General features: G+C 68.1%; 22 protein-coding genes. 14 read left to right on the forward strand and 8 right to left on the reverse strand.

Going from position 1 to position 24,151, the window contains the following annotated elements; genetic code table 11:
• Window positions 1–29: 29 nt before the first annotated feature.
• Window positions 30–857: a ferritin-like domain-containing protein gene (locus IAI53_RS17920; RefSeq protein ID WP_187719593.1), complete on the reverse strand. Its 828-nt coding sequence runs from the start codon at window positions 855–857 to the stop codon at window positions 30–32.
• A 310-nt stretch (window positions 858–1,167) separates the two neighbouring features.
• Here IAI53_RS17920 and rpiA point away from each other — a divergent pair, with 310 nt between their 5' ends.
• Window positions 1,168–1,830: a ribose-5-phosphate isomerase RpiA gene (gene rpiA / locus IAI53_RS17925; protein WP_187719594.1), complete on the forward strand. Its 663-nt coding sequence runs from the start codon at window positions 1,168–1,170 to the stop codon at window positions 1,828–1,830.
• A 60-nt stretch (window positions 1,831–1,890) separates the two neighbouring features.
• Window positions 1,891–2,610: a phosphate signaling complex protein PhoU gene (gene phoU / locus IAI53_RS17930; RefSeq protein ID WP_187719691.1), complete on the forward strand. Its 720-nt coding sequence runs from the start codon at window positions 1,891–1,893 to the stop codon at window positions 2,608–2,610.
• 79 nt (window positions 2,611–2,689) lie between these two features.
• Here the strand turns inward: phoU and IAI53_RS17935 are convergent, their stop codons facing one another.
• The 5 genes from IAI53_RS17935 to IAI53_RS17955 form a co-directional block, all read right to left on the reverse strand.
• Window positions 2,690–2,962: an oxidative damage protection protein gene (locus IAI53_RS17935; RefSeq protein WP_187719595.1), complete on the reverse strand. Its 273-nt coding sequence runs from the start codon at window positions 2,960–2,962 to the stop codon at window positions 2,690–2,692.
• Window positions 2,963–2,964: 2 nt separating this feature from the next.
• Window positions 2,965–4,680, reverse strand: a complete 1,716-nt coding sequence (locus IAI53_RS17940) for a sensor domain-containing diguanylate cyclase (protein ID WP_187719596.1) — start codon at window positions 4,678–4,680, stop codon at window positions 2,965–2,967.
• Between the two features lie 58 nt (window positions 4,681–4,738).
• Window positions 4,739–6,097, reverse strand: a complete 1,359-nt coding sequence (argA, locus tag IAI53_RS17945) for an amino-acid N-acetyltransferase (RefSeq protein WP_187719597.1) — start codon at window positions 6,095–6,097, stop codon at window positions 4,739–4,741.
• Window positions 6,098–6,229: 132 nt separating this feature from the next.
• Entirely contained in the window at window positions 6,230–7,714 is a 1,485-nt protein-coding gene (pap, locus tag IAI53_RS17950) for a polyphosphate:AMP phosphotransferase (RefSeq protein WP_187719598.1), read from the reverse strand.
• Window positions 7,715–7,766: 52 nt separating this feature from the next.
• Window positions 7,767–8,495: a 16S rRNA (uracil(1498)-N(3))-methyltransferase gene (locus IAI53_RS17955; RefSeq protein ID WP_187719599.1), complete on the reverse strand. Its 729-nt coding sequence runs from the start codon at window positions 8,493–8,495 to the stop codon at window positions 7,767–7,769.
• A 126-nt stretch (window positions 8,496–8,621) separates the two neighbouring features.
• Here IAI53_RS17955 and IAI53_RS17960 point away from each other — a divergent pair, with 126 nt between their 5' ends.
• From IAI53_RS17960 to IAI53_RS17995, 8 genes are all read left to right on the forward strand, one after another.
• A complete protein-coding gene (locus tag IAI53_RS17960; RefSeq protein ID WP_187719600.1) occupies window positions 8,622–9,431 on the forward strand; it encodes an inositol monophosphatase family protein in 810 nt (269 codons plus the stop codon).
• 51 nt (window positions 9,432–9,482) lie between these two features.
• Window positions 9,483–9,737: a hypothetical protein gene (locus tag IAI53_RS17965; RefSeq protein ID WP_187719601.1), complete on the forward strand. Its 255-nt coding sequence runs from the start codon at window positions 9,483–9,485 to the stop codon at window positions 9,735–9,737.
• A gap of 22 nt (window positions 9,738–9,759) precedes the next feature.
• Window positions 9,760–10,635 carry a phosphoribulokinase gene (locus IAI53_RS17970; RefSeq protein ID WP_187719602.1) on the forward strand — a complete coding sequence of 292 codons (876 nt, stop codon included), beginning with the start codon at window positions 9,760–9,762 and terminating at the stop codon, window positions 10,633–10,635.
• A gap of 295 nt (window positions 10,636–10,930) precedes the next feature.
• On the forward strand, window positions 10,931–12,946 hold the full coding sequence (tkt, locus tag IAI53_RS17975) for a transketolase (RefSeq protein WP_187719603.1): 2,016 nt from the start codon (window positions 10,931–10,933) through the stop codon (window positions 12,944–12,946).
• A 43-nt stretch (window positions 12,947–12,989) separates the two neighbouring features.
• Window positions 12,990–14,018 (forward strand): type I glyceraldehyde-3-phosphate dehydrogenase, encoded by a 1,029-nt coding sequence (gene gap / locus IAI53_RS17980; RefSeq protein WP_187719604.1) that lies wholly within the window; start codon window positions 12,990–12,992, stop codon window positions 14,016–14,018.
• A 153-nt stretch (window positions 14,019–14,171) separates the two neighbouring features.
• The gene (locus IAI53_RS17985) at window positions 14,172–15,242 is read left to right on the forward strand and encodes a type I glyceraldehyde-3-phosphate dehydrogenase (protein WP_187719605.1); all 1,071 of its coding nucleotides are present in this window, start codon (window positions 14,172–14,174) and stop codon (window positions 15,240–15,242) included.
• Window positions 15,243–15,263: 21 nt separating this feature from the next.
• Window positions 15,264–16,448, forward strand: a complete 1,185-nt coding sequence (locus IAI53_RS17990) for a phosphoglycerate kinase (protein WP_187719606.1) — start codon at window positions 15,264–15,266, stop codon at window positions 16,446–16,448.
• A gap of 120 nt (window positions 16,449–16,568) precedes the next feature.
• Window positions 16,569–17,417, forward strand: a complete 849-nt coding sequence (locus IAI53_RS17995; protein WP_187719607.1) for an HDOD domain-containing protein — start codon at window positions 16,569–16,571, stop codon at window positions 17,415–17,417.
• A gap of 24 nt (window positions 17,418–17,441) precedes the next feature.
• Here IAI53_RS17995 and IAI53_RS18000 read toward each other — a convergent pair whose 3' ends face one another.
• Complete coding sequence (locus IAI53_RS18000; protein ID WP_187719608.1) at window positions 17,442–17,852, reverse strand: hypothetical protein; 411 nt, start codon at window positions 17,850–17,852, stop codon at window positions 17,442–17,444.
• A gap of 151 nt (window positions 17,853–18,003) precedes the next feature.
• On the opposite strand from IAI53_RS18000, the gene pyk reads away from it, so the two are divergent.
• From pyk to IAI53_RS18020, 4 genes are all read left to right on the forward strand, one after another.
• The gene (gene pyk / locus IAI53_RS18005; RefSeq protein WP_187719609.1) at window positions 18,004–19,446 is read left to right on the forward strand and encodes a pyruvate kinase; all 1,443 of its coding nucleotides are present in this window, start codon (window positions 18,004–18,006) and stop codon (window positions 19,444–19,446) included.
• Between the two features lie 404 nt (window positions 19,447–19,850).
• Complete coding sequence (gene fba / locus IAI53_RS18010; protein WP_187719610.1) at window positions 19,851–20,915, forward strand: class II fructose-bisphosphate aldolase; 1,065 nt, start codon at window positions 19,851–19,853, stop codon at window positions 20,913–20,915.
• 147 nt (window positions 20,916–21,062) lie between these two features.
• Entirely contained in the window at window positions 21,063–21,731 is a 669-nt protein-coding gene (locus IAI53_RS18015; RefSeq protein WP_187719611.1) for a hypothetical protein, read from the forward strand.
• A gap of 11 nt (window positions 21,732–21,742) precedes the next feature.
• Window positions 21,743–22,159: a gamma-glutamylcyclotransferase family protein gene (locus tag IAI53_RS18020; protein WP_187719612.1), complete on the forward strand. Its 417-nt coding sequence runs from the start codon at window positions 21,743–21,745 to the stop codon at window positions 22,157–22,159.
• A 22-nt stretch (window positions 22,160–22,181) separates the two neighbouring features.
• Here the strand turns inward: IAI53_RS18020 and IAI53_RS18025 are convergent, their stop codons facing one another.
• Window positions 22,182–24,047 carry a diguanylate cyclase gene (locus IAI53_RS18025; RefSeq protein WP_187719613.1) on the reverse strand — a complete coding sequence of 622 codons (1,866 nt, stop codon included), beginning with the start codon at window positions 24,045–24,047 and terminating at the stop codon, window positions 22,182–22,184.
• Window positions 24,048–24,151 lie beyond the last annotated feature (104 nt).

The raw sequence follows: 24,151 nt of genomic DNA on the forward strand, positions 1-24,151 counted from the left end.
GTCGAACCGCCCCAGCGCGGCCAGGACCGCTATTGCGGACGGGTGACTGAAGGAGCCTTCGCGCCAAAGCCCGCCAGTTCCGCCTCGCTGAAACCGGCCGCGCGCCGCGCCTCGACGTGCAGGGGCGGCCGCGGCCGTGGCGCGTCGAACGCGTCGATCAGCTTCAGGTAGGTCGCCTCCGGCTCCAGCCCGCGCTCGGCGCACAGGATGCGAAACCAGCGGTCGCCCAGCGCCACGTGGCCGATCTCGTCGCGCAGGATGATCTCCAGCACCGCCACGCTGTCACGGTCGCCGATGGCCCGCAGCTTGGCCATGATGGGCGGGGTGGCGTCGAGCCCGCGGGCTTCCAGCACCCGTGGCACCAGCGCCATGCGCGCAAGCGGATCGTCCGCGGTCTTGCAGGCCATCTCCCACAGGCCGTTGTGCGCCGGAAAATCGCCATAGTCGAAACCCAGCGAGCGCAGACGCTCGCGCACCAGGCGGAAGTGATAGGCCTCCTCGGCCGCCACCACCAGCCAGCCGTCGTGGAAGTCGGCCGGCAGCGCGCGGAAACGGTGCACGCAATCGAGCGCCAGGTTGATCGCATTGAACTCGATATGCGCGATCGCGTGCAGCAACGCGGCGTGGCCTTCCACCGAGCCGGCCTTGCGCAGCGGCACCTGTTGCGGCGGAACCAGTTCCGGGCGTGGCGGCCGGCCGGCCTCCCGCACCGCCTCGGTATCGTTGCCGGCCGGCACCGCAGGCAACACGCCCGCGCGCCAGTCGGCGAGCAGCGCATCGGTGGCGCGGCACTTGTCATCCGGCTCGACGCGCATCAGCACGTCCAGCGCGGCCTGGTGGACGGATCTAGACCGCATTTCTCACAGCGTCCCGTAGCGAGGGGGGCGGGGCGCCGCTGTGGTGCGCCGCACGGACCGGGCGACGCCGAAGGCGTAGCCGACCCTAGGTCGAGGCGGCGTAAGCGAGTACGGCGTGCCACGGCGAGCGTATCGGCACCCGCAGCAGGGATGGTGCGAGAAATGCAGGCTAGTTGTCATGGCGCCGAAGTATACGGCCAAGCGCGGCCGCCTTCGGCACGACGAAACGCGGATTTATGGTAATAATGCCCCGCTCCGCAACCATTCCAGCGGCTGGCACGCCAGCCCTCTCCCCGCAGGACCCAAGGCAATGACCCAGGACGAACTCAAGAAAGCCGCCGCGCTCGCCGCGCTCGACTATGTACCCGACGGCGCGGTGATCGGCGTAGGCACCGGCTCGACCGTCAACCACTTCATCGACGGCCTGGCCGGCATCAAGTCGCGCATTGCCGGTGCGGTGTCCAGCTCGGAGGCCAGTTCGGCGCGGATGCGCGCCTACGGCATTCCGCTGGTTGAGCTCACCGAGGTGGACAGCCTGCCGGTGTACGTGGACGGCGCCGACGAGATCGACGGCGGCTTCGCGATGATCAAGGGCGGCGGCGGCGCGCTGACGCGCGAGAAGATCGTCGCCGCGGTGTCCGAGCGTTTCGTGTGCATCTGCGACGCCAGCAAGAAGGTCGCCACCCTGGGCCGCTTCCCGCTGCCGGTGGAGGTCATCCCGATGGCCGTGCGCCACGTGGCCCGCGAGCTCGCCGCGCTGGGCGGCACGCCCAAGCTTCGCGAGGGCTTCGTCACCGACAACGGCAACCTGATCCTGGACGTGCATGGCCTGGCCATCGACGACCCGCAGGCCTTCGAGAGCGCGATCAACCAGATCGTCGGCGTGGTCACCAACGGCCTGTTCGCCCGCCGCGGCGCCGACGTGCTGCTGCTCGCCGCCCCCGGCGGGGTACAGCGCCACGAGCGCGGCTGAAACAAAACCTTAACGCACGAATGCTAGCCTGCAGCGGTTACGGATACTCCCATGCCCAAAATGACCGAGCACATCTACAAGCAGTTTGACGCCGACCTCGAAGCGATCCGCACCGGGGTGCTGCAGATGGGCGGCCTGGTGGAAAGCCAGGTGAGCAACGCCTTCACCGGGCTGCGCACCGCCGACAAGGCGCTGATCGAGAAGGTCATCGCCGGCGACCACCGCATCAACCTGCTGGAAGTGGAGATCGACGAGGCCTGCAGCCAGTTGATCGCCAAGCGCCAGCCGGCCGCCGGCGACCTGCGCGCAGTGCTCGGCGCGATGAAGACGGTCACCGACCTGGAGCGCATCGGCGACGAGGCCAAGAAGGTCGCCAAGGCGGCGCGCCGCCTGCACTCGGGCGACCTGCCCTATTCGCCCAAGGTCGACCTCAGCCATCCGGCCGCACTGGCCCAGGACATGCTGCGCAAGGCGCTGGACAGCTTCGCCCGTGGCGACGTCACCCTGGCGCCCGAGATCGCGCACAAGGACGAGGAGGTCGACGCCTGCTTCGAGGCGGTGACCCGCCAGTTGATCACCTACATGATGGAAGACCCGCGCACCATCTCGAACAGCCTGGAGACCCTGTTCATCGCCAAGTCGCTGGAGCGCATCGGCGACCACGCGGTGAACATCTCCGAGTACGTGATCTACATGGCCCACGGCCGCGACGTGCGCTACGCGGGAACCGAAGTGATCGAGCAGGAAGCCGCCAAGGACAGGGCCAGGTCAGGCAGCTGACACCGGGGGCGGCACGCTCCACGTCCAAAGAAAAAGGGATGGCACTGCCATCCCTTTTTTCATCGACCTGCCGCCCGGCTCAGCTCGCAGGCGGCACATAGCCGCCGATCTGATCCGCGCCGCCGCCGAAGAAATGCTTCTCCATCTGCTCGGCCAGGTACTTGCGCGCCTTGGCGTCCATCAGGTTGAGGCGGTTCTCGTTGATCAGCATGGTCTGGTACTTGACCCACTGCTGCCAGGCCTCCTTGGAGACGCTCTCGTAGATCCGCTTGCCGAGTTCGCCGGGAATCGGCGGCAGGTCCAGCCCTTCCGCCTCGCGACCGAGCTTGATGCAGTTGACCATCCGGGCCATCTTCACTGTTCTCCTGTTTGGGGTTCATCACGTCCTGAGGTGGACATTCTAGCGGATTCGCCTCCTGCCCTTTCGGCAACGCTCCAGCAATTGCGCCCGCTGTTCTTGGAGCGGTACATGGCATGGTCGGCGGCGGCAATCAGCGCTTCGCCGTCGGTGGCATGATCCGGGTAGAAGGCGATGCCCAGGCTGGCGGTCAGGCTGGCGGGCCGGCCTCCGAACTCGAAACGCAGGGCGCCGATGCCTTCGACGATGCGCCTCGCCAGACCGATCAGGTCTTCCTCGTCGGCATCCGGTGCAAGCACGCCGAACTCATCGCCGCCCAGGCGGAAGAACAGCTCGTTGCGGCGGATGATGCCGCCCACCTCGCGCGCCAGCGTCACCAGCACCTCGTCGCCGGCCTGGTGGCCGAACTCGTCATTGATCGGCTTGAAACCGTCGAGGTCGATCGCCAGCAGGCCCACCTTCACCTCGCGGCGCGCCGCGTCGGCGAGCAGGCGCTCGAGCTCCTCGTGGAAACGCCGCCGGTTGTACAGATTGGTCAACGGGTCGCGCTCGGCCATGGCCACCAGCTTGCGCGCGGTGTTGCGCTGCTCGGTGACGTCCTCGTAGATCCACACGCGGCCGATGCCGCGCCGCCCCTGGCTGCCGTCCTCCACCACCGCCGACACGTCGGTCAGCACCCTGCCGTCCTTGAGGCGGATCTCGAAGGGGTCGCTGATCTCGTGCCGCCCGACCACCTCGCGGATATGGGAAAAGTAGGCTTCCGGCGACTCGAGCAGGCCGACCACGCGGCTCTCCAGCACCACATCGCGCACGCCGATCAGGTTCTCGTGGACCGGCAGTTGCCAGATGTCGAGCATTGCACGGTTGTAGTACAGCACCCGATGGTCGCGATCCATGAACAGGATGCCCAGCCGGATCACGTTGAGCAGCGCGGACAGGCGCTGACGCTCGTCGTTGCTGCGCATCAGATAGTTCTCGGACAGCGCCTGCGCCCGGCGCAGCTGCGCCACGGTCTCCAGCAGCTTGTACTCGGCCTCCTTGCGCCCCTGGATGTCCTCTGCGGACATGCGCAAGCCGCCCACCGTGCCGTCTTCCAGGTACAAGGGGCGCCAGTGGCAGGCGACCCAGCACACCTGTCCCCCTTCCTGAACGAAGCGCATCTCGAAGTCCTCGCCCTGCCCGCGCGCCAGCACCTTCTGCATGGTGCGCAGGCAGTACCGGCGATCCGAGTCGTGCACCAGGAAATCGACGAAGCGCTCGGCGGCCAGGCATTCTCCGGGGGTGCGCCCAGTCAGACGCTGGATGGACGGGCTGATCCATTCGAGGCGCAGATCGGCGTCGAACAGCGCTTCCACGCCGTGCACGCCCTCCGCCACTTCGCGCAGCCTGCGCAGCTCGGCGACCGCATCGCTGTCTACGCCGGTCAGCCGTCCGCGAATCGCCGGACCGTGTGCGGCATGCGTGGCGAGCAGCCCCGATTCACCCGGATCTCCCGGCTTGGCGGACGAGGGCAGGCCCCCGCCCCCGCGTGCTCCCAGCCAGACATAGGCCGTCGTGCCGCCAAACAGGCCGGCAACCAGCGCGGCGGCGGTGATGCCCGGCCAGGCATCCGCGCCCAGGACGCTGCCGCCCAGCGCTGCCGCACCCGACACCAGCGTCGCACCGGCCGCCGCGAGCACCGACAGCACGACACCCCGCAAGCGCCCGCTCATCTGCCCCTCCCGGCCCGGCAGCCCGAGGCATTCCGGTTCAGAAAGGGGCGGGCGATGTTCATAGCGGCTTGACGAACACCTTGGAGCGCCGCTGGTAGTTGTACAGCTCGCGCTTCTGGCGCGGCAGCGCCTCGGGACCGATCTCGTTGAACCCGCGCTCGCGGAACCAGTGCGCGGTGCGCGTGGTGAGCACGAACAGGCGCTCCAGGCGCTGGGCGCGCGCGCGCCGCTCGATGCGGCGCAGCAGCTGGTCGCCCAGCCCGGCGCGACGGTATTCCGGGGTCACCGCCAGGCAGGCGAGTTCCGCGGCGTTTTCCTCGGAGAAGGGATAGAGCGCGGCGCAGCCGACCAGCACGCCGTCGTGCTCGACCACGGTGAAGCGCTCGATCTCCTGCTCCAGCAATTCGCGACCGCGCCGCACCAGGGTGCCGTCGGTTTCCATCGGGGTGATCAGCGCCACCAGTGCGGCGACGTCCTCGACCGTGGCCTCGCGCAGGCGGAACAGCGGCGCGCGCGACACCACCGTGCCGACCCCGGAATGGGTGAAGAACTCCAGCAGCAGGCCGCCGTCCTTGTCGCGATCGATCAGGTGGGCGCGGGCCACCCCGCGGCGCACCGCTCGCAGGGCGCAGGGCAGGAACAGGTGCAGGTCCTCGGTAAGCCCCTCGCCCGCCTCCAGCATGCGTTCGGCCTCGTCTGCGGTCACCGAGTCGATCAGCCGGCCGTCGGCATCGAGCAGGCCGGGGGCGTCGCACAGGTAGATCAGCTTCTCGGCCTTCAGCGCGACTGCGACGGTTTCGGCGACCTCCTCCATGCACAGGTTGAAGATCTCGCCGGCCGGCGACACGCCCAGCGGGGAGATCAGCACCACGTTCTGCTGGTCGAGGTCGGCGTTGATCTCCTCGGCGATGATCTTGCGCACCGCGCCGGTGTATTGATAGTCGACGCCGTCGACCACGCCCACCGGGCGCGCGGTGATGAAGTTGCCGCCGGTGACGCGCATGTAGCTGCCGGCCATCGGGGTGTTCGGCAGGCCTTGGGAGAGCAGCGCCTCGACCTCGATGCGGGTCACCGCCATGGCGGCCTTGACGCACTCCAGCGTCGCCGCATCCGTGACCCTCAGGCCGTTGTGGAAGCGCGGCTCCAGCCCGCGGCGCACGCACTCCGCATCGATCTGCGGGCGCGCGCCATGCACCAGCACCAGGCGGATGCCCAGGGCGGCGAGCAGGTTGCAGTCGTAGGCCAGGCGCTGGGCGGAGTCACCGCTGGCCACCTCGCCGCCGAAGGCGATGACGAAGGTCTTGCCGCGAAAGGCATGGATATAGGGCGCCGCGCCGCGTACCCAGGCGACGAAGCTGGCGGTGCTGTCGACCGCCTCGGCGGACAGTCCGGCGGGTTGGGGAAGTTCGGCGTTCAAGCGCTCACCACAGGTTGGCGTGATATCAAACGGGCCGCCGCAGGCCTGCGGCGGCCGTCATCCTGGCTGCAAGCTTATTCTAGCGCCCCATGCACGACAAATCGTCCGGCCGGGCGCCACATGCACCGCGCATCAGCCCAGCGCCGCCTCCAGCCGCTCGCACAGGGTGCGCAGGATCTTGATGCGGGCATACAGCTTGTTGTCCGCCTCGACCAGCGTCCACGGGGCATTCTCGGTGCTGGTGCGGTCGACCATGTCGCACACCGCCTGGGCGTACTCGCCGGACTTGTCGCGGTTGCGCCAGTCTTCCTCGGTGATCTTGAAGCGCTTGTGCGGTTCGGCCTCGCGCGCCTTGAAGCGCGCCAGCTGCTCATCGGCGCTGATCGCCAGCCAGAACTTCACCACCACCGCGCCGGCATCGATCAGCTGGTCCTCGAAGTCGTTGATCTCGGCATAGGCGCGCATCCAGTCGGCCTCCGAGCAGAAACCCTCGACCCGCTCGACCAGCACCCGCCCGTACCACGAGCGGTCGAAGATGGTGACCTTGCCCTGGCGCGGCACATGCCGCCAGAAGCGCCACAGGTAGGGCTGGGCGCGCTCCTCCTCGGTCGGCGCAGCCACCGGCACGACGCGGAAGCTGCGCGCATCGAGTGCCGCGGTGATGCGCCGGATCGCCCCGCCCTTGCCGGCTGCGTCGGCGCCTTCGAACACCAGCACCAGCGAGCGCTTGCGAAAGGCCTCGGAACGGCACAGCAGCGCAAGCCGCCCCTGGTACTCCTCCAGCAGCTCGTTGTATTCCTTCTTGCTCATCTCCTGGCTCAGTACCAGGCTGTTGAGCAGGTTCAGGTTATCCAGCGAGGGCGGCAGGGGCGCGGCAATCTGGCGCGGCACCCAGCCTTTCTGTACCGACTCGATGCGCTTGCGCAAGGCGTCGAGCAAGGTGCGACCGACCAGCAGCGAGCGGAAGCGCTCGTCGGAGCCGTCCACGATCAGCCAGGGGGCGTCCCCGGTGCTGGTATGGCGCAGCACGTGTTCGGCGGTCTCCCGGTAGCGGTCATACAGCTCGTAGTACTTCCAGTCGCGCTCGGTAACCCGCCAGCGCGTCTTGGGGTTCTTCTCCAGCGCCTTCAGCCTGGCCTTCTGCCCCGACTTGGAGAGGTGGAACCACAGCTTGATCAGCAGCACGCCCTCATGCACCAGCATGGCCTCGAAGCGGCTGATCGCATCCAGGCGCTGGTCCAGCTCCGCACGCTTGCAGATCTTGTGCACCCGGGCATGGATGGATTCGGAATACCAGTTGCCGAACAGCACGCCGATCTTGCCCTTGGGCGGCAGCGCCCGCCAGAAACGCCACATGAAGGGGCGCTCGGCCTCCTCGGACGAGGGCGCGTCGAAGGCCCAGGCCTCGATGTGGCGCGGGTCCATCCATTCGTTGAGCAGGTTCACCGTCTCGCCCTTGCCGGCGCCGTCGATGCCGTTGATCAGCACCACCACCGCAAACTGCTTGAGCTCCAGCAGGTCGAACTGCGCATCGAGCAGTTCCGCACGCAGCGGCGGTACCGCGGCCTCGTACTCCGCCTTGTCGGTCTTGTGCCCCAGTTCCGCGGACTCGAACATGCCTTAGCTCCCTTTTTCTTCGTTGTAGTGATCGATCGATGCCGGCGGCGGCTCAGTAGTCGCCCCACAGCGCCTGCATGGCGGCCAGCGCCGCCAGGCCAGCGGTTTCGGTACGCAGCACCCGCGGCCCCAGGCTGAGCGCTTCGGCGCCCGCCCGCAGGCAGGCCGCCACTTCGTCCTCGCTCCAGCCGCCTTCCGGCCCCACCAGCAGGTGCACGGCTTCATCGCGGGCCGGCGGGGCGATGTCGCGCAGCGCCTTTCCCGCCACCGGCGCGAGGATCAGCTTGCGCACGCCGCGCGAGGCGGTCAGGTAGGCGTCGAGGCTGGCGACCGGCGCGACTTCGGGGATGCGGTTGCGGCCACACTGCTCGCAGGCGGACACCGCCACCTGCCGCCAGTGCGCCACCCGCTTGTCCGCGCGCTCGCCCGCCAGGCGCAGCACCGAGCGCGCAGCGGCCACCGGCAGCACCGCGGCCACGCCCAGCTCGGTCGATTTCTGCACCACCCAGTCCATCTTGTCGCCGCTGGCCAGGGCCTGCACCAGCACCAACTCCAGCGGCGACTCGCGTTCGACCGCGCACGGCGCGTCCAGCCATGCCGACCAACGCCGCCCGGACACCGCCAGCCGGGCCGGCACTTCGCCGCCGCTGCCGTCGAACAGGATCACAGCGTCGCCGTCCTGCAGCCGGAGCACGCGGGCGGCATGATGGGCCAGTGCCTCGGGCAGCACCACTTCGCCGCCCGCAGGCAGCCTTTCGGGGAAAAAGAAGCGCGAAATCATCGTGCTATTATAAGGACCGCGTAATACCCATGCGGATATCAATGCCACCGGCCACCCGCCCGGCGCGCATCGACTGCACCCTTTCCGCCCCACCGGCGCCTCCTTCCGGTACAGGACACCCCTGACATGCCGACAGCCGCACAACGCCTCGCCCGCGCCCGCGCCCTGGAATCCCTGGTGCGCGACATCGCGCGCGACGAAATCCTGCCGCGCTATCTCAAGTCCGCACGCAATCGCAAGGCCGACGGTTCGCTGTTCACCGAGGCGGATGTCGAGTCGCAACGCCGCTTCACCGCCGCGCTGCCCGAACTGCTGCCCGGCCCGGTGCTCGGCGAGGAGATGACCCCGGAAGCCCAGGCCCGCCTGTGGTCCGAAGGCAAGCGCGGCATGTGGTGCATCGACCCGATCGACGGCACCACCAACTTCGCCAACGGCATCCCCTTCTTCGCGGTGTCGATCGCCTATCTGGTGGAGCACGAACCGCGCTTCGGCGTGGTGTACAACCCGGTGACCGACGAGTCCTTCTACGCCGCCAAGGGCGCGGGCGCCTTCCTCAACGGCGTGGAACTGCCGCTGCGCCCGGCCGCCACCAGCTTGCGCGACGCGGTCGCCGGCGTGGATTTCAAGCGCATCAGCCATCACCTGGGTGACGAGCTCGCGGTGCGCCCGCCCTACTACTCGCAGCGCAACTTCGGCTCCAGCGCGCTCGAATGGTGCTTCGTCGCCGCCGGGCGGCTGGATGTCTACCTGCACGGCGGCCAGATGCTGTGGGACTACGCCGCCGGCCGCCTGATCCTGGCGGAAGCGGGGGGCGAAGCCGCGGCGCTGGACGGCGGCACGCTGATGGCCGGCCCGGCCGTCAAGCGCGGAGTCATTGCCGCCGGCAGCCCCGGACTGTTCGCCGAATGGCGGGCCTGGCTCACTGCACACTCCTGAGCCCCGTCCCCGCGCTATCATTCGCCGGACATCCAATATTCGAGTCTGCTCATGGACACTCCCACCACCAGCCCCGAGCGCCGCAAGTATCACCACGTCCGGGAAATCTTCGACGACGCCTACGAGCTGATCACGCCCTTCTTCGCCAAGGAGAACCGCTGGGGCAATGCCACCCTGGACCATCTGGCCTACCGCGTGCTGAGGGAGAACTACCCGGAGCTCTCCTTCGAGGAAGTGCACGTCCTGGTGGTCGCCGCCAAGCGGGTGTTCACCGAACTTCAGGCCGAACGGGCCGCAGGCACTTGAGCACGGCCCCGCGGAGCACGCCATGTCGCTGAAACACCCCATCATCGCGGTCACCGGCTCCTCCGGCGCGGGCACGACTACGGTCAAGCACACCTTCGAGGCCATCTTCCACCGCGAGAACGTCAACGCCGCCATCGTCGAAGGCGACAGCTTCCACCGCTACACCCGCGACGAGATGAAACGGCACATCGACGAGGCCGAGGCGCGCGGCGAGCGCGGCATCAGCCACTTCGGCCCGGAAGCCAACCTGTTCGACGACCTCGAAACCCTGTTCCGCGCCTATGGCGAGTCGGCCACCGGCCGCCGCCGCTACTACATCCACAACGAAGAACAGTCGATGCGGCGCAATCTGCCGATGGGCACCTTCACCGAGTGGGAAGACCTGCCGGTGGGCACCGACTGCCTGTTCTACGAGGGCCTGCACGGCGCGGTGCAGACCGAGGAGGTGGACGTCGCCCGCCATGTGGACCTGCTGATCGGCGTGGTGCCGACCATCAACCTGGAGTGGATCCAGAAGCTGCACCGCGACACCAAGCTGCGCGGCTACTCCAAGGAAGCGGTGCAGGACACCATCCTGCGCCGCATGCACGACTACGTGCACTACATCGTGCCGCAGTTCTCCCGCACCCATATCAACTTCCAGCGCGTGCCGGTGGTGGACACCTCCAACCCCTTCATCGCGCGCGACGTGCCCACGCTGGAAGAGTCCATGGTGGTGATCCGCTTCAAGGACCCGCGCGGGGTGGATTTTCCCTACCTGCTGACGATGATCGACGGCGCCTTCATGAGCCGCGCCAACACCATCGTGATTCCCGGCGGGCGGCTCGACCTGGCGATGCAGCTGATCCTCACCCCGCTGATCTGGAAGCTGATGGAACGCCGCCGCCAGTGGGTGTAGGAGGCCTTGGCAGCAATTCAGCCTGCGGGAAACCACCGCCGCAATCGCGGCCAAGGCCGCTCCTGCCTGCAGAGAACCGGCCACGGCGATTGACAGGGCGGTAGGAGCGGGCTTGCCCGCGATGCGGCCGTTGTGAAACCTCCGCCGCATCGCGGCCAAGGCCGCTCCTACAGGCGAACCCGAAAGCGGGCGTCATCCTCTTTGATGCAGCGCATCAAGCGCTACCAAGAAAGGCGGTTTTTCGGCGATAATTCCGGTTTTTTCCAGCCGCTGCCGGCGGCTTTCCGAGGAAACCATGTCGCTTTCCAGAAACGTCAAGGCCCCGGTGTTCAACGAGATCACCGGCGCCATCCGCGCGCTGGCCATGGACGCCGTGCAGCAGGCCAATTCCGGCCACCCCGGCGCCCCGATGGGCATGGCCGAGATCGCCGAAGTGCTGTGGCGCCGCCACCTCAAGCACAACCCGGCCAACCCCAAGTGGGCCGACCGCGACCGCTTCGTGCTCTCCAACGGCCACGGCTCGATGCTGATCTACGCGCTGCTGCACCTCACCGGCTACGATCTGCCGATCGAGGAAATCAAGCGCTTCCGCCAGCTGCACAGCAAGACCCCGGGCCACCCGGAATACGGCTACACCCCGGGTGTGGAAACCACCACCGGCCCGCTCGGCCAGGGCATCACCAATGCGGTGGGCATGGCGCTGGCCGAGAAGGTGCTGGCCGCCGAGTTCAACCGCCCCGGCCATGAGATCGTCGACCACCGCACCTGGGTATTCCTCGGCGACGGCTGCCTGATGGAAGGCATCAGCCACGAAGCCTGTTCGCTGGCCGGCACCTGGGGCCTGGGCAAGCTCACCGCTTTCTACGACGACAACAACATCTCCATCGACGGCCACGTCGACGGCTGGTTCACCGACGACACCCCGAAGCGCTTCGAAGCCTACGGCTGGCAGGTGATCCGCGACGTGCAGGGCCACGACCCGGTCGAAATCGAAGCAGCCATCCAGCAGGCGCTGGCCAACACCACCCAGCCCACGCTGATCTGCTGCAAGACCGTGATCGGTGCCGGCAGCCCCAACAAGCAGGGCGGCCACGACGTGCACGGCGCCCCGCTGGGCGCGGCCGAGATCGCCGCGGCGCGCGCGCACATCGGCTGGAAGCACGCCCCCTTCGAGATCCCGGCGGAGGTCTATGCCGCCTGGAACGCACGCGAGCAAGGCGCCGCTGCCGAACGCGACTGGAACGCCCGCTTCGACGCCTACCGCGCCGCCTTCCCGGAACTGGCCGCCGAATTCCAGCGCCGCATGGCCGGCGAGCTGCCCGCCGACTGGAACGCCCATGTGGACGCGGTGCTCGCCAAGGTCGTCGACAAGGCCGAGACCATCGCCACCCGCAAGGCCAGCCAGAACAGCATCGAAGCCTACGCGCCCAAGCTGCCCGAGCTGATCGGCGGCTCGGCCGACCTTGCCGGCTCCAACCTCACCCTGTGGTCGGGTGCCAAGGGCGTCTCGCGCGAGAGCGGCGGCAACTACGTGTACTACGGCGTGCGCGAGTTCGGCATGGCCGCGATCGCCAACGGCATCAGCCTGCATGGCGGCCTGATCCCCTACACCGCCACCTTCCTGATGTTCAGCGAGTACGCGCGCAACGCCCTGCGCATGGCCGCGCTGATGAAGGCGCGCCAGGTGTTCGTGTTCACCCACGACTCCATCGGCCTGGGCGAGGACGGCCCCACCCACCAGCCGGTGGAGCAGACCGCCACGCTGCGCATGATCCCCAACATGGACGTCTGGCGTCCCTGCGACACCACCGAGTCGGCCGTGGCCTGGGCCAGCGCCATCGAGCGCAAGGACGGACCCAGCAGCCTGTGCTTCTCGCGCCAGAACCTGCCCTTCCAGGCGCGCACGGCCGAGCAGGTCGCGGCGATCCGCCGTGGCGGCTACGTGCTGTCGGAAGCCTCGGGCGGCAAGCCGCAGGCGGTGATCATCGCCACCGGCTCGGAAGTCGCGCTGGCGATGGCCGCGCAGAAGACCTTGGGTGAAGCCGGCATCGCGGTGCGCGTGGTGTCCATGCCCTCGACCAACGTCTTCGAGCGCCAGGATGCGACCTGGAAGGCTTCCGTGCTGCCGGCCGGTCTGCCGCGCGTGGCGGTGGAAGCCGGCGTGACCGACGGCTGGTACAAGTACGTCGGCCTGGAAGGCCGCGTCATCGGCCTGGACCGCTTCGGCGAGTCCGCCCCGGCCGGCGAGCTGTTCAAGGAATTCGGCATCACCGCGGAGGCGGTGGTCGATGCGGTCAAGGGCGTGCTTTAAGGCGCACGACCGACAGACAGATTCGTAACGAGGAGAGAACCCCATGTCCATCAAGGTTGCCATCAACGGTTTCGGCCGCATCGGCCGCTGCACCCTGCGCGCCATTTACGAGCAGGGCCTGCAGAACGAGTTCGAGGTCGTCGCCATCAACGCCTCCGGCGATCTGGCCACCAACGCCCACCTGCTGAAGTACGACACCACCCACGGCCGCTTCGCGACTTCGGTGGAAACCGAAGGCGAGAACGTCATCATCATCGACGGCAAGAAGATCCCCTTCTACTCCACCAAGGACCCCAAGGGCGTGAACTGGGGTGCGCACGGCGTGGATGTGCTGCTGGAATGCACCGGCGCCTACACCACCAAGGCCAAGGCCGCCGCGCTGCTGGAACAGGGCGCCAAGCGTGTGCTGATCTCCGCCCCGGGCGGCGACGACGTGGATACCACCATCGTCATGGGCGTCAATGAAGGCGCGCTGCAGGCCGGCATGAGCGTGGTCTCCAACGCCTCGTGCACCACCAACTGCCTGGCGCCGGTGGCCAAGATCCTGGCCGACAGCGTCGGCATCAAGCAGGGCCTGATGACCACCATCCACGCCTACACCAACGACCAGGTCACCGTGGACGTGCGCCACAAGGACCTGCGCCGCGCGCGTGCCGCCGCCGCCAACATCATCCCGACCAAGACCGGCGCCGCCAAGGCCGTCGGCCTGGTGCTGCCGCAGCTCAAGGGCAAGGTGGACGGCTTCGCGCTGCGCGTGCCGACCATCAACGTCTCGCTGGTGGACCTCACCTTCACCGCCGAGCGTGCCACCACCAAGGAAGAGATCAACGAGCTGATGGCCGCTGCCGCCAACGGTCCGCTGAAGGGCATCCTGGCGGTGAACAACGAGCCGCTGGTGTCCTCCGACTTCAACCACACCACGGTGTCCTCCACCTTCGACGCCACCCAGACCCGCGTCATCCAGGGCGAGGACGGCTCCACCCTGGTGAAGGTGCTGGCCTGGTACGACAACGAGTGGGGCTACTCCTGCCGCATGCTGGATGCCGCCCGCGCCTGGATGGCCGCCAAGTAATCGGCACCGTCCCCGCGACAGCCCGCCCGGCCCCGGCCCGGCGGGCTTTTCCTTGTCTGCCGCTCGACGTGCGTCGCCCGGACGGCGGCGCGCTAACACGCTAAAATACGCGGCTTTCCCGGCCCCACTACCGGTCCATAACCCGGCCATACCGTGACCAGCTCCGCCTCCACCCCGGTTCGACTCGCGATCAACGGCTACGGCCGCATCGGCCGCTGTTTCCTGCGTGCGCTGCACGAATCGCCCTGGCGCGAACACTACCGCGTGGTGGCGATCAACGAGCCCGCCGATCTGGCCTCCATCGCCTACCTCACCCGCTTCGACTCCACCCACGGGCGCTTTCCGGGCAAGGTGGAAACCACCGACACCGGCCTGATCATCGACGGCGAGCCGGTCACCGTGACCCATGCGGAGAGCCCGGAGGCGGTCGACTGGGCGGCGATGAACCTCGACGTGGTCATCGAATGCTCGGGGCGCTACGGCCGGCGCATCGAGCTGGAACGCTTCCTCAAGGCCGGCGCGCCGCGCGTGCTGCTCTCCCACCCCGGCCACAGCGCCGAGGACGTGGACGCCACCGTGGTGTACGGCATCAACCAGGATGCGCTCACCGGTGCCGAGCGCATCGTCTCCAACGCCTCCTGTACCACCAACGCCGCGGTGCCGGTGCTCACCGTGGTGGATGAGGCCTTCGGCCTGGAGCACGCGCTGCTCACCACGCTGCACTCGGTAATGAACGACCAGCCGCTGATCGACGGCTACCACCACACCGACCTGCGCCGCACGCGCTCGGCCATGCAGTCCATCATCCCGGTGTCCACCGGACTGGCGCGCGGCATCGAACGCCTGCTGCCGGCACTGGCCGGCAGGGTCACCGCCAAGGCCATCCGCGTGCCCACCCACAACGTCTCGGCCATCGACATCGCCCTGACCACCCGCCGCGAGATGAGCGTGGACACGCTCAACGCGGTGCTGCGCGAGGCCGCCGAGAGCCGTTTCCCCGGCCTGCTCGCCTGGTCCGACGACCCGCACGCCTCGATCGATTTCAACCACGACCCCCATTCGGCCATCGTCGACACCAGCCAGACCCGCGCCAGCGGCGCCCACCTGGCCAGCACCCTGCTGTGGTTCGACAACGAATGGGGCTTCGCCAGCCGCATGGTCGACACCCTGCACCACTGGCAGGCGCGCCGCGCCCACCCGCATACCGCAACGACATCCGACTGAACCGAAACCCTGGAGACTGTCATGCAAGTGAAGAAACTCGCCGATCTCGACGTGCGCGGCAAAAAGGTGTTCATCCGCGCCGACCTCAACGTCCCGCAGGACGAGGCCGGCAACATCACCGAGGACACCCGCATCCGCGCCTCCATCCCGTCCATCCAGTACTGCCTGGACAACGGCGCCGCGGTCATGGTGACCTCCCACCTCGGCCGCCCCACCGAAGGCACCGTGGGCCCGGACGACACCCTGGCGCCGGTCGCGGTGCGCCTCGGCCAGCTGCTCAACAAGCCGGTCAAGCTGGTCTCCGACTGGGTGGACGGCGGCTTCACCGTCGAACCCGGCCAGGTGGTGCTGCTGGAGAACTGCCGCTGCAACAAGGGCGAGAAGAAGGACAACGAGGAACTGGCGAAGAAGATGGCCGCGCTGTGCGACATCTACGTCAATGACGCCTTCGGCACCGCCCACCGCGCCGAGGCCACCACCCACGGCATCGCCCGCTTCGCCCCGGTGGCCTGCGCCGGCATGCTGATGGGCGCCGAGATCGACGCGCTCTCCAAGGCCCTGCACGAGCCGAAGCGTCCGCTGGTGGCCATCGTCGGCGGCGCCAAGGTATCCACCAAGCTCACCATCCTCAAGACCCTGGCCGACAAGGTCGACCAGCTCATCGTCGGCGGCGGCATCGCCAACACCTTCCTGCTGGCCGCCGGCAAGCGCATCGGCGAATCGTTGGCCGAACCGGAGATGGTGCGCGAGGCCCAGCAGGTGATGGACATCATGAAGGCGCGCGGCGCCGAGGTGCCGCTGCCGGTGGACGTGGTGGTGGCCGACGAGGTCTCCGCGCTGGCGCGCGCCAACCGCATTTCGGTGGACGAGGTCGGCCCGCACGACCGCATCCTCGACTTCGGCCCGAAGTCCTCGGCCAAGCTCGCCGACATCATCGCGCACGCCGGCACCATCGTGTGGAACGGCCCGGTGGGCGTTTTCGAGCACGCCCAGTTCGCCGGCGGCACCAAGATGATGGCCTCGGCCATCGCCCACTCGGAAGCCTTCTCCATCGCCGGCGGCGGCGACACCCTGGCGGCGATCGCCAAGTTCCACATCGCCGACGACGTGGGCTACATCTCCACCGGCGGCGGCGCCTTCCTGGAGTTCCTGGAAGGCAAGACCCTGCCGGCCATCGCCGCGCTGGAGGCGCGCTTCCAGGACTGAACGCGAGCGGGACACGGGGGCCGTCTCCCGTGTCCCTGTAGGTGATTTGCCGACTTGCCGCGGCGAGCATCCGGGCCCACCATGGTGCGCAGCAACACGAACCACGTCGCGAGACCGACCATGAACGCCCGCACCTCCGAGGCCAGCCTGGCCGACGCCGCCGCCCGCGGCATCCGCATTCCTCCCCAACCGCAGGTTCTGCTGGACCTCGCCCAGCTGATGGCCACCGACGATTACGATGCCCGCCGCGTGGCCGCCGTGATCGGCCGGGACCCCGGCCTGGCCGCGATGATCTTCAAGGTGGTGCACAGCCCGGCCCTGCGCGGTACCCGCCCGCCCGCCTCGCTGGAGCAGGCCATCATGCGCATCGGCGTGGGCCAGACGCTCAACATCGCCCGCGCGGTGGCGCTGAGCACCAGCGTCGGCGACGCCAACCGCCGGGCCTACGAACTGTTCTGGCGGCGCAGCCGGGAGCTGGCCGAACTGGCCGCCCTGGTGGCCGACGAGCGGGTATCGGTGTGCAACATCTTCGCCGACCAGGCCTACATGGCCGGCATGTTCCTGGAGTGCGGGGTGCCGGTGCTGATGCAGCGCTTTCCGGACTACTGCGAAACCCTGCTGCTGGATGAACGGCTGGACTTCCCGAGCCTGCGCGAGGAAGACCAGCGCTTCGACGTCGACCACTGCAGCATCGGCTACCTGGTGGCCCGCCACTGGCACCTGCCGGAGTTCGTCGCCCAGGCCATCCTGCACCACGACGTGGTGCCGCGCGACGAACTCGGCGCGGTGCGCAGCCTGGTCGCCATCCTGCACCTGGCCAACCACGCCCGCCTGCGCGCGCAGCGCATTCACGACTACAACTGGGACCGCGTCGGCCTCGAGGTCCTCAGCGAACTCGGCCTGCACCCGGACGACCTCAACGACTACCTTGCCGACCTCCAGGAGCGAGGTATCGGCTCGCCGGTGTGAAACCGCTCAGCGGCGGGAGCGGGCTCAATGCCCGCCGTCGAACAGGATGTGATCCGACGCACGTCGCCCCACGCTGCGCCGGCGCTCGGTGACGCTGCCGTTGGTGGCGTAGGCCGCCTGGGCCTGCAGGTTGCGCCGCTGGGTGGAGCGCCGGTCCTCGTGGTGCACGTAGTAGCAGGCGCAGGTGTCGCGCCTGCACGAGGGCAAGGGGATGGGTGGCGCCTCGGCGGACAGGAAGCGTCTGCCCCTCAGCGAGCGCACGGTATCGCAACCGCCGTCGGGGGTGCGGATCTCCACCGCATGGAAGGAAGGCCGGTGCTCGCCGGCCTGCTCCCGCATCTCCTCCGGCTCCATGCCCCCCAGGCGCATGCGCGACAGCAGCCAGAGCAGGGCCACTCCGGCAGCGAGCAGCAAGATTACCGACACGCTTTCCATTCGCATTCTCCCCACCACTTGCTTGCAGCATAGGACAGGCGCGGGGGATCGGTCGCCCCGTGCCCTGGTCACTCGGCTAGAATCGGGCGATGCGCCACACGCGCGGCACGGCCCGCTCGCCGGCCGCCGCGGAATCATTCAAGGAGACAGCATGCCGCGTCACACCAAGATCGTCGCCACCCTGGGTCCCGCCTCGTCCAGCCCCGAGATTCTTGAAAGCATGGTTCATGCCGGAATCGACGTGGTGCGCATGAACTTTTCCCACGGCACGGCGGAGGATCACGTCGCGCGCGCGGCGGCGATCCGCGAGGCATCGGCCCGAGCGCGCCGCCCGGTGGGCATTCTGGCGGATCTGCAGGGTCCCAAGATCCGCATCGGCAAGTTTGCCGACGGCCGGATCACGCTGCAGAAAGACGCGCCCTTCATCCTCGACGCGCGCTGCGAGCTCGGAAATTCCGAGCGCGTGGGCCTCGATTACAAGGATTTGCCCAAAGATGTAAAGCAGGGCGACATCCTGCTGCTCGACGACGGGCGCCTCAAGCTGGCGGTCGAGCGCGTGCAGGGTCACGAGATCCATACCTCGGTGCGCGTCGGCGGCGAACTGTCCAACAACAAGGGCATCAACCGCCAGGGCGGCGGGCTGACCGCGCCGGCGCTCACCGCCAAGGACATGGACGACATCCGCACCGCGGCGAGGATCGGCGTCGATTTCCTCGCCGTATCCTTCCCCAAGAGCGCCGCCGACATGTACATGGCCCGCCAGCTGATGCGCGCGGCCGGCGGCGAGGCGCTGCTGATCGCCAAGATCGAGCGCACCGAGGCGGTGGCCAACCTGGAGGAAATCCTCGAAGCCTCCGACGGCATCATGGTGGCGCGCGGCGACCTCGCGGTGGAGGTCGGCGACGCCGCGGTGCCCGCGCTGCAGAAGCGCATGCTCCGCGCCGCGCGCGAGCGCAACAAGCTCACCATCACCGCCACCCAGATGATGGAATCGATGATCACCAGCCCGGTGCCGACCCGCGCCGAAGTCTCCGACGTGGCCAACGCGGTGCTCGACGGCACCGACGCGGTGATGCTGTCGGCCGAGACCGCCTCCGGGCAGTTCCCGGTCGAGGTGGTCGAGGCCATGAGCCGGGTGTGCCTGGAAGCGGAGAAGTCGGCCGAGGTCACGCTGGACCGCGAGGTGCTCGACCAGGTGTTCACCCGCATCGACCAGTCGATCGCCATGGCCGCGATCTGGACCGCCTACCACCTCAAGGTGAAGGCCATCGCCTCGCTCACCCAGACCGGCTCCACCGCGCTGTGGATGAGCCGCCTGAACAGCGGCGTGCCGATCTACGCGCTCACCCCGGAAGTGGCCGCGCGCAACCAGATGACCCTGTACCGCGAGGTCTATCCACTGCTGATGAGCCAGCAGCACCACGACCGCGACGTGCTGCTGTGGGAGGCCGAGCAGTTGTTGCTCGACCAGGGCGTGGTCACCTACGGCGACCTGATCGTGCTGACCATCGGCGAACCGATCGGCACCGCGGGCGGCACCAACACGCTGAAGATCGTGCGCGTCGGCGACCACCCCGCCCCGCGCCAGGAGTAGGTGGCGACGCGTTCCCGGCGACCCCTGCCGGGGCACCCCGTGTGGGAGCGGCCTTGGCCGCGATTGCGGCGATGGCCTCCTGCAAGGCAGCAATCGCGGGCAAGCCCGCTCCTACCCGGGCAGGGGCCACATCACCGGCAGGCGATTGCGCACTTTGCGGGCGCGCTTCGTGTAGGAGCGGCCTTGGCCGCGATTGCGGCGTCCGTTTCCCCGCAGGCCGCATCGCGGGCAAGCCCGCTCCTACGTTCCAACGGAGCGCGCTTGCCAGGCTGAGCGCCTTATCGCTGCCCGCCGCGAGCTGTGTCCACCGGTAAGCAGTCACTGCAAGGCACGCGCGCTCGGGCTAAAATGGCGGTCTTTCACACGCTCATGCCGGTCCGCCCGGCGCCCTTCGGAGGAACACCATGCCGCTCGTTTCAATGCGACAGCTTCTCGACCACGCCGCGGAAAACAGCTACGGCCTGCCGGCGTTCAACGTGAACAACCTGGAGCAGGTCCAGGCCATCATGGAAGCCGCCGCCGAAACCGACAGCCCGGTCATCATGCAGGCCTCCGCAGGTGCCCGCAAATACGCGGGTGAAGCCTTCCTGCGCCACCTGATCGACGCCGCCGTCGAGGCCTATCCGAACATCCCCATCGTCATGCACCAGGACCACGGCCAGTCGCCCGCGGTGTGCATGGCGGCGATCCGCTCCGGTTTCTCCAGCGTGATGATGGACGGCTCGCTGATGGAAGACGGCAAGACACCCTCCTCCTACGAGTACAACGTCGCGGTGAGCCGCGAGGTGGTCAAGCTGTCGCACGCCATCGGCGTCACCGTCGAAGCCGAGCTCGGCTGCCTGGGTTCGCTGGAGACCGGCATGGCCGGCGAAGAGGACGGCATCGGCGCCGAAGGCAAGCTCGACCACAGCGCGCTGCTCACCGACCCCGACCAGGCCGCCGACTTCGTCAAGCAGACCGACTGCGACGCGCTGGCCATTGCCATCGGCACCAGCCACGGCGCCTACAAGTTCAGCCGCAAGCCCACCGGCGACATCCTCGCCATCGACCGCATCAAGGCCATCCACGCGCGCATCCCCAACACCCACTTGGTGATGCACGGCTCGTCCTCGGTGCCGCAGGAGCTGCTGGAGATCATCCGCCAGTACGGCGGCGACATGAAGGAAACCTACGGCGTGCCGGTCGAGGAGATCGTCGAAGGCATCAAGTACGGCGTGCGCAAGATCAACATCGACACCGACATCCGCCTGGCGATGACCGGCGCGGTGCGCAAGTTCCTGGTCGAGAACCCCTCCAAGTTCGACCCGCGCGAATTCCTCAAGCCGGCGCGCGAAGCCGCCAAGCTGGTCGTCAAGGCGCGCTTCGAGGCCTTCGGCTGCGCCGGCCAGGCCAGCCGCATCAAGCCGGTGTCGCTGGAGAAGATGGCCGCGCGCTACAAGGCCGGCGAGCTGGCCCAGGTCGTGCGCTGAGCGCCGGCAGCAGTCGCAGAGAACGCGCCCCGCGGGGCGCGTTTTTCGTGGACGGGCATCCATGGCAGATACCCCATTCGTCATGTTTCACGAGGCTGGAAAATTGGAACATAATCGAGTTTTCCGCCATCGGCCGAGAGTTCCCGGATGTCCAAGGCAAACGTCAAGCTGCAACTCACCTTCGATCTAGACGTCGCCGCGCCCGAGCGCCTGCTGGAGCTGGACCACGAGAGCCTGTGCAAGACCTTCAGCGAGATCCTCGGCTCCATGGTCTTCCAGGGGCTGCCCACCGTTGCCGGCAAGCAGCTTGCCAAGGCCGGGGCCAGCATCGCGGCCCACCACTACCATCTCTCCGCCACGTCGCTCGCCGCCCGCCCGCTGGAGCGCGAAGCCCTGATCGCCGCGGCGCCCCACCTGACCGACGACGAACTCGAACAGCTGGCGCGCAATGCCCAGGGCAAGCTGCCCGAAACGCCGGAAGAGTTGCAGCGCCACCTGCGCCGCCACGCGCTCAAGCTGGTCAGCGACTACCGCATGCTGCCCTGCACGGTGGCCGCCAAGCTCAGCTCCGGCACGCCCGCCCAGCTCGAAGGCAAGCTCAACCTCACCAACGGCAGCGTGCTGATCGGCGAACGCGACCGCCAGAGCCGGCTGCAGGCCAACCAGGGCGCCATCGTCGTCGAACCGGTCGGCACCGGCGTGCGGCTCGAAGCCGCCTGCGCGGGCCACACCCTGAGCGGGCCGGTGATCGAGGTCAGCGTCGCGCAGCTTGCCTCCCACCGCGATCCGCTGATCGAGGCCTGGCAGCGCACCTGAGCCTGCACACCATGAAGCGCGCCTGCTTTACCTACGGTTCGCTGATGTGCGAGGACATCATGGCGCGGGTCGCAGGCGGGGCGTTTTCTTCCACCGCGGCCATGCTGCACGGCTACGCACGCCATCCGGTGCGCGACGAGACCTATCCGGCCATCGTCCCCCGGCACGGCGCCAGCGTTGCGGGAAGGCTCTATCGCGAGGTAGACGCGGCTGCCCTGCAGCGCCTGGATGCTTTCGAGGGCGAGATGTACGCAAGGACCCCGGTATGCGTCGAACTGCCCGACGGCGGCCGTGCCGATGCCGAGGCCTATGTGTTCCGCCCCGCATGGGAACATCTGCTGATGCCCGGCGAATGGGACTTCGAGCGTTTCCTCGCCCACGGCAAGGCGCATTTCCTCGCGCGTTACCTGGGCTTCAGCAAGCTGTAGACAGCGACAGCGAAGGCCGCGCTCAGTAAGCCTCGGCGTGGCCTTCCCACATTTGCGCTTCGAAGCGCACCACCCGGTTGCGCCCCGCCTCCTTGGCACGGTAGAGCGCCACGTCGGCGAACTTGACCGTCTGCCAGAAGGTTTCGCTGTCTTCGGGGAACATCGCCAGGCCGATCGAGATGGTCTTCTGCAGCACCGCACCCGCCACCTGGATCTTCAACTGCTCCACCGAGCGGCGGATGTTCTCGGCGACCTTCTCCGCGCCCTCCACCGTGGCCTCCTGCAGCACGATGAGGAATTCCTCGCCGCCGAAGCGGATCACCATGTCGGAGGCGCGCACCGACTGCTTGAGCACGCCGGACAGCGCCTTCAGCACGGTGTCGCCGGCGTCGTGGCCGTAGGTGTCGTTGACCACCTTGAAGTAGTCCAGGTCGAGCAACATGATGGCCAGCGACACCTGGCGGCGGCGGGCCGACGCGATCAGGGTGTCGACGTATTCCTCGAGGAAGCGGCGGTTGTTCAGCCCGGTCATCGCGTCGCGCAGCGAGGAGTCGCGCAGGGTCTCGGTGAGCCGCTTGGCTTCCAGCACCGGTGCCATCTCGCGCACGTAGACATGGATGAAGGGCGCGACCTCCTGCAGGCGGCGGGTGTCGGACTCCGGCACCACCAGCTGGATCACGCTGCCCACCGAGCCGGACTGGATGATGGGCACGCAGTAATGGCTGCGGGGCTCACCACCGTCGGGCGTCCCGCGGAACGCGTAGCAGATGCCCGGCTGGGCGATCGCGTCGACCGGATGGCCGGAACGCTTGGCGCGGCAGGTCTCCGAACGCACCAGGATCTGCGGATCGCACCAGCGGCAGGCGCCGCCGGCCTCGCCATCGACCAGCATCGGCGCCATCTGCTTGCCGTCGGCCGCCTCGTAGATCGAGTAGGTGGTGATGCCGAAGCGCTCGGTGAGGATGCGCCCGAAGCGGTCGTAGATCTCGCCCTTGGTCTCGTCCTCCTCGATCGCCTGCTTGAAGGCTGCGGCGTCGGCCAGGCTGTTGACCATGTCGATGGTCGCTTCCAGCTTGTTCTCATCCTGGCGCGGATTGCGCCCGGTGAGCTGCACCACCCGCTGGGTGATGCGCTCCAGCCCGCCGTCCAGGTAGCTCAGCAGGCGGTTGGTGTCGTTGGCGATCTGGCCGATCTCGTCCTGCGGATAGGCGGCGATCTGGCTCTTGAAATCGCCCTTCAGCGCCCGCTGCACCGCCACCTCCACGTCGCGCGCCGCCTCGCCCACCGGGCGGATGATGCGGCGGACCAGGGCGATGGCCAGCAGCGCGAACAGCGCCACCATCGCCACCAGGCCGGCCACGGTCATCAGCGCGCGCTCCTTGAGGTCGGCAATCGACATCTCCATGGTCACCGCGCCGAGCACCGCACCTTCCGGCACGTTGTGGCACTGCAGGCAGTTGGGCGTGCCTTCGGTGGAGGCCACGAAGGGGATGGTGCCGCGGAACAGGGTGTCGCCATTGACCTCGCGCAGCTCGTAGCGCGGCTCGCCGCTGGCCAGCACCGCCTTCTCGATCTCGTCGGCCGGCAGCTCGCGCACCAGCCCGGCGCCGAACTGCTGGTCCACGATGGGCGAACGCACCACGCGCGCCACCGACAGGCCCTGCACCTCCATCAGCCGGGCGAGGAACTGCTCGCGATGCTGGATGGTGCCCTGGATCATCGCCTCGGTGAGGTGCACGCGGACCACCTCGGCGGCGGTGCGCACATGCGCGGACGACGAGGTGATGGAAAACGACCGAAAGGCATACAGGCTGATCGCCACCAGCATCGCCAGGATGCCGAGCGCGATCGCCGCGAACAGGAACGTTACCTTGCTGTTGAGATTCATGCGACCGCCGAACTCTCCGCTTTGCATGGCGCCGGAGCGCGCCACGAGATAGATCGTTCGGATTATGCCCGCAAAACCATGCCATGTGTATGGACATGGACCGA

The sequence above is a fragment of the Thauera sedimentorum genome (assembly GCF_014489115.1).
GTDB classification, from domain to species: Bacteria; Pseudomonadota; Gammaproteobacteria; order Burkholderiales; family Rhodocyclaceae; genus Pseudothauera; species Pseudothauera sedimentorum.